We start from the raw sequence: 12,288 nt of genomic DNA on the forward strand, positions 1-12,288 counted from the left end.
ATATTCATGATCATCCCATAACTAGATGAACCTTTGTAAAAACACTGTTAATATGATGGAGTGATAGGAAAAAACCTTCAATACTAAATAGAGACTATCTGATATGAATAATATTAATATCGAATCCATGGATTTAAATTTAATGAAGGTTTTTGAGGCGTTATTTGAAGAAGGTAGTGCGACAAGAGCCGCAATACGGTTAGGATTAACACAATCAGCAGTAAGTGCTTCATTATCAAAACTAAGATTAATTTATCATGATCCATTATTTGAGAGGACTGGCAGAGGATTAAAGCCTACGGCACGTTCGAATGAGCTTGCGCCAATAATAGAAAGTGCTCTTGGTCAATGTCGATTGGTAGCCTCTTATGCTGTTCCTAAAGGGCATTTTGAAGGGAAAACGGTCACAATAGGGCTATCTGATGATTTTGAAATCGCGTTAGGTAAGCAACTTTTGGATAAAATTAATCAATCATTGAAAGGCATACATGTTATATATCGGCAAACGCATTCACGTATTGTTCAGGATATGCTGCTAAGGCATCAAATCGATTTGGCTATTACAGCGGGAGGTATGGCTTCGCATTTAATTAAGACTTATCGATTAGGTAAAAGTAATTATTTATGTATTACGGATAAAAAGAATGATATTCCCGAAAATGTTAGGGCATATGCTGATTACCCTCACCTTCTCGTCTCTTCAAGTGGTTTTGTTGGTGTTGTTGATGAAGCATTAAAAACATTAGGATTAAAGCGCAAGGTTGTGGTATCAACCACACATTTTTCAGCAGTTCCTTTTTTATTATCAGATTCGCATATGTTAACAACAATACCGTCTCATGCTGCCTATGCAATTGCAGAAATGGCGAATATGCATGTCTTTTTGCCACCTGCCAAGATGCCTTCTTATGAATTAATTATCGGGAATCGAATTGGCGGAAAACATGATTATGTAATAGAAGAAATAAAGCAATTAATTATAGATACTTGTTTTTCTTCAACCTATTTAAAACTAGAATAGAGCATACGCACTTTTAATTCGAATATAAATCGGCAGGTAAAGGTCGATTTTTATTTTTCTAATAGTGGAATTAATGTAGTGGGATTAAGGGATAGTAATGTTTAATATTACATATATTGATTGTATATAATCAAACCTTCCCTTACCTTTTCACATTAAAATGCTGAGCAAATATTTTATATCCTTTTTCGCTAATGCTGACTTCCCTATATCCTTGATGTCTTATTAACCACCCTTGCACTTCTGCGTGATTAAGAAAAACCGTACCGATTTGTCCGCCAAGATGAAATCGGCGCTCACTCCAATCTAAACATGGACAACAAATATTGCGTGAACCTTTGGCTTGGAAATCAACACCCATATTTTTAAATCGCTCAAGACCTAACGTTGTAATAGCGCGACCATCTTCTGTTATCCATTTTTGTTGGCAAAGCGAATGATAAATATCAACAGCAACTTCACCCGCTAAATGATTATAACAAGTGCGTGCTTTTCTTAGATTTTTCGGGGTTGTAATTTTTGCTTGAGAAATATTTTCTGTTGAAAAGCTCATCAAATTTTCAATGATTTTTGCAATATCATCATTAGCTAACCTGAAGTAACGATATTTACCTTGAGCTATCACAGAAATAAGATTGCTATTGAGTAATCTTGATAAATGACTGCTTGTCGTAGAGGCTGAAATATTCGCAACAATGCTAAGCTCAGTAGCTGTCCACGCTCTTCCATCCATTAAAGCACAAAGTATTTTTACTCTGGAAATATCCGATATCGCTGCGCCAACAGCGGCTATTGCAGATTCTACGCTGTGCTGATATTCCGTCTTTATCTCTGATTTAGTCATTTGAAATATTACCGTCTCTCTCATAGAATGCGCTATTGAGTATTGTGATAATGCTATTGTAACAATATCTAGAGTCTACGGATTTTCTTTATTAAATGAATATTCGCGAGTCATAGAAACAATACTAATTCTGTAAAAATTAAAAAGAGAGCTACGGCCTTCTTGTTGTGCATTTTTATGTAAAATATTCTTCTTCCACTGTAAAACGGCTTCTTCATTTTCCCACCAAGAAAGTGACAATAACTTTCCTTGTGTTGATAAGCTTTGAAAACGCTCTATTGAGATAAATCCCTTGATGTCTTGTAATAACGGTTTTAAGTCAGTCGCTAAAGACAAATAGCGACTCATTTTCCCTTGTTCTACCTTCACTTCAAATATAACAGCAATCATCACATTCTCCTTTTTGTTTAGTTGTTGAGAGTCTACCTATAAAAAACAATAACATTTCGATAAGAATTGAAATGAGAAATTTAAGTGAGTTTAGAGGTTAAGCATGATCAAAAAGAAAAAACTTATTCTCTAAATAGTCATACAAATTGCTTGGGGTTATGGCAATGACGGAATTATTAGATCCGCCACAATACTCCAAACTTGTTAAAGGATGTACACGTCTAGGACTGACCAGCGGTGATTTCCATTATTATTCAGAACACATCACCATCGATATCAAACATGGTGAAGATTGGCTGTATAAGGTCATCAAAGTTATTACAGATCAGTACCCTGATGCGAAAAAAGAGTTTTACTTAGGGAGTCTTTTGCGGTTACAAACAGCAGAAAGATATTACGATAATCTGTTGATGAAACTAAAAAACATTTAATCACTAATAATAAGTGACCGAAAGGTCACTTAGGATAAGATATGGCATATTTACTACTAGCACTCGCTGCTATTTTTTGGGGTGGAAACTACGTAGCAGGACATTTGCTTGTTGGTTATATCAACCCTTATCTTCTCAGTGTGTTGCGTTGGGGATTTACCTCAATGCTCATGTTCATCTTGTACTGGAAAGTTATCCGCAAGGAGTGGCATTTACTTACTGAACATCTTGGTATCAATACCCTTTTTGCTTTCCTTGGACAAGTCAGTTTCCCACTTACGTTATATATCGGCTTGCAATATACAAGTTCACTTAATGCCGCGATTTATATATCAGCCACACCTTGTCTTGTGTTGATGATTAATTTCTTATTTTTTAGAGAGCATATTTCAACACGCAATGTCATTGGTGCAATAGTCAGTACAATTGGTGTTATCTACCTTGCTTACGCGGGTTCTGATGGCGAAGCTTCATTCTCATCATTCGGTATTGGTGATGTGTTAACCATTATTTCAGCACTGAGCTGGGCATTTTATTGTGCGTTGTTACGTCTTAAAGACAAGCGAGTCACACATACTTCATTTGTTGGTTTTTGCTCGCTGATTGGTACCGCTATATTGATCCCAATGTATCTGGTGTATCTATTTTATGCGAAGGAAACCCCTGTAACGATGGGGAGTGACTACTTTTACCCTGCGCTTGGCGTTGCTTATTTGGTTATTTTCCCATCATGGCTATCTTATGTTTTTTGGAATAAAGGCGTTGCGATGATAGGGACAACACGAAGTGAAATATTCACGCACCTTATCCCTGTATCGGGTGGTCTGCTGAGTATTATCTTGCTAGATGAAAAAATTCATCTATATCACGTTATTTCACTCGTGATGATTGTTTTCGGTATTGTGTGTTGTTCCGGTAAGAATAAAGCGAGAGCATAGACACTTTTAAAAGAAGAATAAAAATCATATTCTTCTTTTAAGCTGATCTTTATTTTAAAAGTAAACTCAATGTATTTACTCGCCCACTATCCCAATTAAGATGCACTAAACGCCCTGTTTTATCGAAAAAACACCATTGGTTAAATTCATTGCGATATTGCGGTGCTAAATCTGTGGGCCATTTTAGCTCAAAGGTACAGTGATTTTTATTGTTATATAAACGAAATATCGTGAACTCATCTTTTTGCCAATAAATTAACGTGGCTGTTTTTTTTATTAAATAAAATGTACGTTGCTCTTCAATAGATTGAGTATTAGGTAGTTGTAATCGTTGTGTATAGTGTGAGCTTGCTGAGGCTAGTACGCATTTATCATACTTTACGTCATAATATGAGTTAGAAATAAAATCATATTTTAATCCCTCATTTAAATGGTGAAGCAGGCTTTCTCGTTGAGTTAATCGACGCTCAGGTAAAATATACAACCAGCGCTCTTTAGGTTCACTATTAATTAGCCAATATTCAGTGTTATTGTGGCGAAGGATCTCGATAACATCGCCATTCAATGCATCTACATTCCATACTATTTTAAAGTCATTTTTAATATCAACAACTTGCACTGTATTATTAACTGCAATTGTCCAAAAAACACCATCAAAAAGACGAGCAAAAACAGTACATTTTAGTATGCCAAGCTCTTGAATAGACTGTGTTGTGATCGCTAATGAATGGATCTGGAAATAACCACCTCTTGGTGCTAATAATAAAGCGCTTTGGTGATTTTCTGCGATAACAATATGGTATGTTGGTGTTAAATTATGCCAAAGTTTTTTCCCTGCTTTATCGGTTAATAACACCCCAGATTCACCCAAAGCAATAAGATATTGGTGATCATTTAAGGCAACCATATCATAAATAGCGTAAAGCCCTTGTTTTGGAATAGTCGCTGAAATAAAGTGATTTTGTGCATCTAAGGAATAACGTTTAGCTTCAGGAATATCATTATGGGGTATATCTGTTTTTAATAGCTTATTGGTGCTTTTATGAATAAGTTGGCTAATTTCTTTTCTTTCTAACACAGAATTTGCGCCATATTGATCAACAATAATAGGTCGAATAAGTTGATTAATGAGTTGTTCTGTTAATTTAGTCTGCTTAGGTAATGCTAATACTTCTCTGGCTAAAATAGCGCGTTGAATAGTTGCCAGTGGATCGTTACATACCTTTTTAATATCATCTTGATATAAATGAAAAGTGTCAGGTAATAGAAATACTGATTTCACAAGGCTGCGTAGGCTTAATTCTCCACCAGCTTGATAGGCAATTTCTAACCAGTGTTTGGCTTTATTACGACTTAATTCATTATTTAACGGCCAGATAATATCGATAGCCTGTAAATAATCTTCGCAGTCAACCAGATATTCAGCCCACTCTTCACGCATTTTATCTGCAATCGTAGGATGTTTTTCTTGTAACTGTAATACGATGTATGAAAAAGCATTATGTAGGCGAGCATAAATAACAGCAGAATCAATGTCACCCGCCAAGCAATATAAACGAATAATGCGATCAGGTTGCATTCCCCACAAACGTGCTAGCTCCGCTGCGTGTTGATAGCGTTGAAAGCTTTCTAAATAACTAAGTGCTTCCTCTTTTTCTTGTAATAACTCAGCGAGAACAAATAGAGCTTCTTCATTACATCCTGCTTTATCTAGTTTTATAAACTGTTGACGATAAAGTTGTTTTAAATAATTTTGAAGTTCATCTCCTAGATAAAGGCTTTTATGCCCTTGTGAAGCCGCGGATATTTCTAGTTTATTTCGCCCTTTTAATCTTCCCAAATAAGGTGAAGGCGTTGTTTCTTGATTTTCTTGAGATTGGCTAAGCGGAATACCATGACGCAGCGCTTGATCGACATTACCGTCTTCAAACATTTTCATCATTTTATTAATATAATCCGCTTGTTGCTTGCTCATCATAGAGGCTAATCCACTTTTTATTGAAAGTTTATTTAGCCAATGTTGCCACGGTGATAATTGAGATGCCGTTTTAGAGGGATCGCGCATAGCTTCACGACTTTGAGGTGTCAGAAATTTATTAATTATTTTCTGAGTCAGTGATAATGACGCTTTTACGTGAGGTATTTGTGTTTGAGAAGACGATGAAACGTTGTTAAATGCCGTTTTTATAAATTGCTTTTGTTGGTCTGCTGCCGGTGGAATATTGCCACCAATAATTGTTCTAATATTTTGCTCTTCTGACAATGCTTGAGGTTTTATCTCATACAAATTGGCGTAGTTATCTGTCTCTTCAAAAGCAATCTCTTTTATATCAAGATAGTCAGCAAGTGATAAAGGTTTAGCTTGCGAGAATAAAAGCGTTGTAACAACACCACTACGGACCAAAGCAAGATCTGCATAAGGCAGTTTTTTTATCTCGTCATTATCTAAAGGCGCAGTGCTATAAAGGCGACCGTAACGAATTAAAGGCCATCCTTCAATTGATGAACAATCCACTGTTTTACTCTCAGTAAAGCAGAGAACATCCCCTTGCTCGAATCGATAAACTCGACAATTAACTTGCCAATGTTTTATTAAATAGGTGAGTCGTTGAGTTTCATTAAACCAATCGTTAGGTAGCCATAAACCTTCGATTTGACGATATCCCAATAACATTGGATGACGAATATAATCATTATGCATTTGGGGAGTCACCTTCTTGTGCAATGGTATAGAGATTTAGGCGTAATTGTTTTTGGTATACATCATAAACAACGACTTGAGCATGATCCGTTAATGCAGCAAAAAGACCTTTAGATGGGCTAAATGAATAACGTGTAAACGGATTATCTGCACGATATAAAATTTCTATCTCGCCGTTTGAATAACTGGCAATATTTCGTTTGTTTGGACTGATCATCAAAATATTTAAGGTGGTTAAATCTTCTTCTGAAGAGCCATTAAGTGTTGGATGAAAAAGCCCTATTCCTTGCCATCCCTGAGGTAAATCTATTTGATAGCCATAAACCTCATCAACTTCCATATTATAAACATGCCAACTTTGTCGATTAGTACCTAGTGAAATAGCGCAAGATATTGATTTAGAACCATCAGTATATTTATGACGATAGGCAAATAAAACACCTCTTTGATAGGAAATAAACTGGGTGAAATAGAACCGGTGCCGATAACACTTTTGAGAAACGTCTGCACGAGTGACCATTTGAATTAATTCATTACTATCATTGAGATAAATATACACAAGTAGGTTGTCTGCTATTTTCTCTATGCCAAGGACTTTTTCTTCAATGATTTTAAAGGTATTTTTTTCTTCAGTATAAATATTGTATGAAAAAGCCACCAGCCGTCTTGCTCTGTCATGTACAAATAAGCTGAAATATTCCTTATTTAGATTAACTAAATAGGCGCTGGCAAGCGTATTACCTCGTCCAATACCCGCTGAAAACTCCTCATCGGAAGGTCGAGGCATATAAGAGAGTTTGGGTAATTGCCAAAAATAGAGCCCATTGTTATTGGAAAGTAATGCGCCTATCTTTTTTCCGTGACACTGTAACGCTAAAATAGTGTGACCATCAGGATATATTTGGTATATAAATGGTTTTTTAAGTGAGTTATTTTGATTTAATCTATTAAGCGGTGGAATTTTAATCACCATCAATCCAGGTTTACCTAATAAAGTAACCCCCACCGCGCTACCATGAAATGAGATAACGGGCGAAAACATCAACGATATTTTGTGTTCATGTTGATGCGTATTTTGCGCTGAAGCTGCTCTTATTTGCCCTTTTAATATTTGTGTGCTTAATGTTCTAGGTGGTGTTGGTAATACAATATGGCGTTGAAAATGCGGTGTGCGAATTTTGACATCAATGGTTTTATTGAAACAATCATCTCCTGTTAATTCGATATGATGACTTGATGCAATTTGTTTCAATATAGATTGTTGATTTGCTCCTGTAACTAACCAAATCTCACCGTTTTGCACATCAACATCTTCACTAATAACGTCTTGCCAATGTGTAATATTTTCTTTTAAAACAGGAGAATAAGTTCGACGTGTCAATAATTCGTATAGATCATTTATGGTGTTTAACGGCATTAATGGAATGAGTGATTGCAACGTTCCCCACATTAATGTGCAACCCGCCTTTTCTGCTCGTTGCGCCAATATAATAAGCATTGCAATATGAACTAAACGGCATTCACCCAGTTGCGAAATACCAGTATCAAAAAGGACAGTGATCTGATTTAAAGATTGTTGAGATTTATAGTGTGGCGTCAAAAAGAGATGTTCTGCATTAATGGCGCGTCTCATAAATTCATCAGGCATTTCATCAGCCATTAACCATTCGCTAAGTAGTAGGTTTTGATAATTCCCTTTACGCTGTATTTGCCCTATACCATCTTGTTCGGGTAAACCACCGAGTTGTCTTCCTTGTACAGGACCTAATACCCGGCTGAGACGTTGCAATATGTCAGAAAATGCGGGAACTAATTGGGGATCTAACCAGCTAAGCCAAGTTTGCCAAGGTTGTAGCGCTTCGGGTAACGATATAGGCTGTGTTGTGGATAATGACATGATGATAAACCGATCCTTGTATCACATTATATATTTCACTCAAAACACAATTGGGTGAGTGTATCCCGTAGCGTTGGTGTTAATGTCCACTGATTATCTAAAGGGATCACCGTTTGAGGTGATGGTAAAAGTAATAGTGGCTGGCGTTTAAAATGCTGCACTAAGGCTTGCTCCACCAGCCCATAAGGCTGTAAAAGCTGTTGGTGTATAGGGAGCCATAATTTTGCTGTTTGAGTAGAAGGCGCAATCAGCGTTATCTTGTCAATCCAAGGTAAATCAGCTTGCTTACCCAACACAATAAGCCGATGTTGACTGGTGATCACTTTCAATCGTTGTTGCTGAACATCAGGCAAATGAATAATGCGTTCAATAAGCTGTTTAGCCGTTATACCTGTTGCAAACACCCCTTGCGGTTTAGGTGGTGTCGAATTAGGTTGCCAAGTGAGTGGAAATGTTAGGCTCATAATAAGTGGCTAAACTGTATTGCTAATTGAGTTCGTAATATGGCAAGTTCTTCACTTAACATCTCTGTTGAGAAATTGGCATCTATTTCTCGTAACGTCAGTTCAATCTCTGCTTTAGATACTGGTTCTGCATGGAGCACATCTTTGGCTCTCTCAATTAAACGGTTCATACGGGATTGGGGTTGTAATGTCGCCTCTTCTACTGAACTAAATAACCGCGAATTCATTGAAAGTGAGAGTTCCTTTCGTAAGATTTCACGTCCTTGTTGCTGTGTATCTTCAGTAGGAAGGACATACAGTAAAGGCCAGAGATCTTGTTCTGTCGCAATCTCTCGATTATTGAGTACGGTTGCTGCGGCAATAAGACGCTGAACACGAACAATACGCCTATCTGAAAGCGTGATCCCTGCATTTCTTAATGAACGTACGGCATTAGCCAGCAACGGTCTAATTTGCGTTAAATCGACATTTTTAGCAGCAAGGTGTAATTCATCTAATTGAGTAATATCGAGTTGAGCTGAAAGTGGCGTTAAACTTGAAGCCCACCCACCTTCAAGCATGGCTTCTAATTGGTGATCGGGAGTGGATTCAATAAAAAGATGAATAAGAAAGCGGTCTGAGAATGCGGCAAGGTTCGGATCATCTGGCAAACTATTAGCAGCACCAATACACACCTTTAATGGACTAATAATATCGGTATGACCACGTTTAAATCGACGTTCATTTAAAATACCTAATAAGGTATTTAAAATAGCCGTCGAACCTAAAAAAACTTCATCAAGAAAAACGATATCCGCTTCAGGTAGCATTCCTGTGATATCCGTTTCGACTTTACCTTCTTTTAGTTTTTTGAGGTCAACGGCACCAAATAATTCTGAAGGTTCGGTAAAACGTCCCAGAAGATATTCAAAATAGCCCCCACCTAATGTTTGAGAAACTCTACGGACAACAGCGCTTTTCGCTGTACCTGGCGGGCCGATAACAAGTAAATGTTCATGAGCAACGGCGGCTAAAACAACCAGTTCAACAAGTTGCTCGCGTCCAATCATACCTTGTGTTGAGTGTTGTATTGCTTTGCGAATATTATCGATAATTCCATTTATATTTGATGTCATATGGTTACGCACAAATTAAGAGTTTAACGGTGAGATAATCGCATTATGTAGGTTTTTATTTTTTGACTCAACTCTTTTAATTTAATTAAAATGGATTTTATATTTAACTTAATATTATCTATAAATAATTGTCTTTTAAAAGCAAAAAACAAGTTGAAGTAATTCATATCCAGCTTATTTTATTGTTATTTATTAATATAATTATATTTTATTTTAATTATAAAGTTTCTCACCGCACATTATTTTAATAAAGTCAGCGACATCGATAGATACTGAGATAGGTTGGTCTTTAGCAACATAAATAAATGAAGGGCTGGAAAGATGTTCAATAATAGGTGTTTTAACTTAAAAAGAGAAAAACACCTTAAAAATAAAGGTGTTATTTCTCATGATTATGATGAGTAGATCGCTACTTTTCGTAAAAGTAGTTAAGTTCATCCATTAGCTTTTTACGAACGTCATGGGAAATAAAACTGGCATTAAGAGCATCGATATTACATTGCTGAAAATCTTTTTCGCACCAATCAAAAATATCATGTAATAACTGATACTCTTTATTTAATGAAGTATTAGCAACTGTTCGCGCATCGGTATTTATATTTAATTTAACGCCCTGCTTTTTTAGTTGATTAACTGGGTGTTGTTCTATTTGCTCATATATATTGCAGATAATATTACAGCTTGGACAAACCTCTAGTAATATATTTTGAGATTTAAGTCTATTAATTACTTCACTATCTTCAATACTTCTTACACCATGACCAATTCGAGTAACTTGCAGTTTATCCAATGTTTCAGTAACGCTTTCAGCGCCTTTTGCTTCTCCGGCATGAGCAATTAAATGACCTCCTGCTTTTTTAACATAATCAAAAGCAGCAATATGATTATCTAAAGGGAAGCGCGCTTCATCAGCCGCGAGATCAAGCGCAACTACGCCTTTATTAAGGTATTTCACAACCAACTTGGCGGTTTGCTGACTCTCTAATGCACTAAAATGACGTAATGTGCATAAAATCAATCCTGCTTTAATAGCATATTTTTCAGCGGCTTCATTCATTGCTGAAATAACAATCTCAACAACGTCTTTATCTGTTAAGCCTTGTTTTGTGTGTAATAACGGGGCAAAACGTATCTCAGCGTAAATAACATTGTCTGCTTTCAACTGATAAAATAGATCGTCAACAGCCAGTGTAATTGCTGATTTTGTCTGCAGAATATTGATTTGTGGTGTGACTTTACTTAAAAAATCACCCAAATCAAAACAGGGTTTATGAGCAACAAATTGCTGATTAAACTCGTCAAAACTTATTGTTGGATCTAGCTGTTTAAGATAAAAATAGCTTAAACAGGTATCTAAATGCACATGAAGCTCCACTTTAGGTAATAAACTAGGATTAAATGTCATCAATATAGGCTCTAAATATTAGGAATATCATGATAGTAATAATCTCCACCAGCCTAAAAAAGGACATATGTCCTTTTTTGAAAAGTATGCTATTTTCGATAATAAATGAGATCTTCAACGTGAAAGGAAAATAAAAGTGAGAATAGTTAACGATGAAAAAAAACGTAACGCTTTTATTTTAATGCATCAACTTGATACTTATTTATCTGATACGTTGTTGTCTTCTATGCGCTTAATGGAAGTGAAAACGGGAGAATATTTAATAACGCAAAATAGCCAAGCAACACATTTATACTGCTTAGTGGAAGGGAAATTACAGATTGAACGTTATGAAATAAACGGTGAGCATGTGGTTTTTTCTTTTGAACAAGCTTTCTGTGTTATTGGTGATTTAGAACTTTTCTCAGCCAAAGATGAAATAGTGTTTAGTACGGTACAAGCCTTAGTACCTTCTTATTTATTAGCGCTACCGCTTTCCATTGTCAGGCAAAAAGCGTTACAAGACGCTAATTTTTTAACCTTTATTTGCCAACAATTAAGCAAAAAACTTTATCAATCATCGTTAAAACACTCTCAATCTCCCTATTCTTCAGAATTTAAATTGCGCCGATATTTATTTTTTAAAACTCAGCAAGAAGGACCTTCTTTTCAATTAGAAAAAAGAGACTCATTAGCAGCAATGCTTGGGATCTCAACCAGACAATTAAACCGTGCTTTAGCATATTTAGTGAATATTAACGCGATTACATTAAAGAACAAATCAATAACGGTATTAGATTTTGAATGCTTATCTCACATTGATAATTCAAATTAATAAATTGTAAATAATAGATATTTAATTAAATATCAATAGATTACCTTATCTTTATCTTGTTCATTTTTTTTGTTCCCTTAAAGCAAATGTTTTAAATGGTAATGAAATAAACTTAAGCTACAATTTAATAAACCTGCTGGAATAAATATAAAAAACGTACTTTCTTATCTTTAATTTATTTAAAAAAGAAATAGTTATCTGTATTGCTAATAAAGCGCGGCACGCTCACGCCTTTTATTCAACAAAGGGTTAATTCCTTTTAAATAGG

General features: G+C 35.7%; 11 protein-coding genes. 4 read left to right on the top strand and 7 right to left on the bottom strand.

Features of this window, described 5'->3' with window-relative positions:
• Positions 1-142 precede the first annotated feature (142 nt).
• Complete coding sequence (locus tag QQS39_RS08865) at positions 143-1,021, top strand: LysR family transcriptional regulator (RefSeq protein ID WP_285805778.1); 879 nt, start codon at positions 143-145, stop codon at positions 1,019-1,021.
• A gap of 142 nt (positions 1,022-1,163) precedes the next feature.
• Here the strand turns inward: QQS39_RS08865 and QQS39_RS08870 are convergent, their stop codons facing one another.
• Positions 1,164-1,865: an ArsR/SmtB family transcription factor gene (locus QQS39_RS08870; protein WP_285805779.1), complete on the bottom strand. Its 702-nt coding sequence runs from the start codon at positions 1,863-1,865 to the stop codon at positions 1,164-1,166.
• Between the two features lie 75 nt (positions 1,866-1,940).
• Positions 1,941-2,255 (bottom strand): antibiotic biosynthesis monooxygenase family protein, encoded by a 315-nt coding sequence (locus tag QQS39_RS08875; protein ID WP_196571300.1) that lies wholly within the window; start codon positions 2,253-2,255, stop codon positions 1,941-1,943.
• Positions 2,256-2,419: 164 nt separating this feature from the next.
• Here QQS39_RS08875 and QQS39_RS08880 point away from each other — a divergent pair, with 164 nt between their 5' ends.
• Entirely contained in the window at positions 2,420-2,686 is a 267-nt protein-coding gene (locus QQS39_RS08880) for an iron-containing redox enzyme family protein (RefSeq protein WP_265576295.1), read from the top strand.
• A gap of 41 nt (positions 2,687-2,727) precedes the next feature.
• Positions 2,728-3,624 carry a DMT family transporter gene (locus QQS39_RS08885; protein ID WP_285805780.1) on the top strand — a complete coding sequence of 299 codons (897 nt, stop codon included), beginning with the start codon at positions 2,728-2,730 and terminating at the stop codon, positions 3,622-3,624.
• Positions 3,625-3,673: 49 nt separating this feature from the next.
• On the opposite strand, the gene QQS39_RS08890 is transcribed toward QQS39_RS08885, so the two are convergent.
• The 5 genes from QQS39_RS08890 to add form a co-directional block, all read right to left on the bottom strand.
• The gene (locus QQS39_RS08890) at positions 3,674-6,325 is read right to left on the bottom strand and encodes a bpX6 domain-containing protein (RefSeq protein WP_285805781.1); all 2,652 of its coding nucleotides are present in this window, start codon (positions 6,323-6,325) and stop codon (positions 3,674-3,676) included.
• On the bottom strand, positions 6,318-8,222 hold the full coding sequence (locus QQS39_RS08895) for a hypothetical protein (protein ID WP_285805782.1): 1,905 nt from the start codon (positions 8,220-8,222) through the stop codon (positions 6,318-6,320). The genes QQS39_RS08890 and QQS39_RS08895 overlap by 8 nt, the downstream gene beginning before the upstream one ends.
• Positions 8,223-8,257: 35 nt before the next feature.
• Positions 8,258-8,686, bottom strand: a complete 429-nt coding sequence (locus QQS39_RS08900) for a bpX5 domain-containing protein (RefSeq protein WP_285805783.1) — start codon at positions 8,684-8,686, stop codon at positions 8,258-8,260.
• The gene (locus QQS39_RS08905) at positions 8,683-9,801 is read right to left on the bottom strand and encodes an AAA family ATPase (protein WP_285805784.1); all 1,119 of its coding nucleotides are present in this window, start codon (positions 9,799-9,801) and stop codon (positions 8,683-8,685) included. The genes QQS39_RS08900 and QQS39_RS08905 overlap by 4 nt, the downstream gene beginning before the upstream one ends.
• Before the next feature lie 409 nt (positions 9,802-10,210).
• Positions 10,211-11,206, bottom strand: a complete 996-nt coding sequence (gene add / locus QQS39_RS08910) for an adenosine deaminase (protein WP_285805785.1) — start codon at positions 11,204-11,206, stop codon at positions 10,211-10,213.
• Between the two features lie 136 nt (positions 11,207-11,342).
• Here add and QQS39_RS08915 point away from each other — a divergent pair, with 136 nt between their 5' ends.
• Positions 11,343-12,020: a Crp/Fnr family transcriptional regulator gene (locus QQS39_RS08915; protein ID WP_285805786.1), complete on the top strand. Its 678-nt coding sequence runs from the start codon at positions 11,343-11,345 to the stop codon at positions 12,018-12,020.
• Positions 12,021-12,288: the final 268 nt, after the last annotated feature.

It is taken from the genome of Proteus appendicitidis (assembly GCF_030271835.1).
In the GTDB taxonomy this organism is placed as follows: Bacteria; Pseudomonadota; Gammaproteobacteria; order Enterobacterales; family Enterobacteriaceae; genus Proteus; species Proteus appendicitidis.

Bases quoted from the DNA above. Each gene is read 5' to 3' on its own strand.
- QQS39_RS08890 (WP_285805781.1), bottom strand. From the start codon at position 6,325: ATGCATAATGATTATATTCGTCATCCAATGTTATTGGGATATCGTCAA.
- QQS39_RS08875 (WP_196571300.1), bottom strand. From the start codon at position 2,255: ATGATTGCTGTTATATTTGAAGTGAAGGTAGAACAAGGGAAAATGAGT.
- QQS39_RS08900 (WP_285805783.1), bottom strand. From the start codon at position 8,686: ATGAGCCTAACATTTCCACTCACTTGGCAACCTAATTCGACACCACCT.
- QQS39_RS08885 (WP_285805780.1), top strand. From the start codon at position 2,728: ATGGCATATTTACTACTAGCACTCGCTGCTATTTTTTGGGGTGGAAAC.
- QQS39_RS08895 (WP_285805782.1), bottom strand. From the start codon at position 8,222: ATGTCATTATCCACAACACAGCCTATATCGTTACCCGAAGCGCTACAA.
- QQS39_RS08870 (WP_285805779.1), bottom strand. From the start codon at position 1,865: ATGACTAAATCAGAGATAAAGACGGAATATCAGCACAGCGTAGAATCT.
- QQS39_RS08880 (WP_265576295.1), top strand. From the start codon at position 2,420: ATGACGGAATTATTAGATCCGCCACAATACTCCAAACTTGTTAAAGGA.
- QQS39_RS08865 (WP_285805778.1), top strand. From the start codon at position 143: ATGAAGGTTTTTGAGGCGTTATTTGAAGAAGGTAGTGCGACAAGAGCC.
- QQS39_RS08905 (WP_285805784.1), bottom strand. From the start codon at position 9,801: ATGACATCAAATATAAATGGAATTATCGATAATATTCGCAAAGCAATA.
- add (WP_285805785.1), bottom strand. From the start codon at position 11,206: ATGACATTTAATCCTAGTTTATTACCTAAAGTGGAGCTTCATGTGCAT.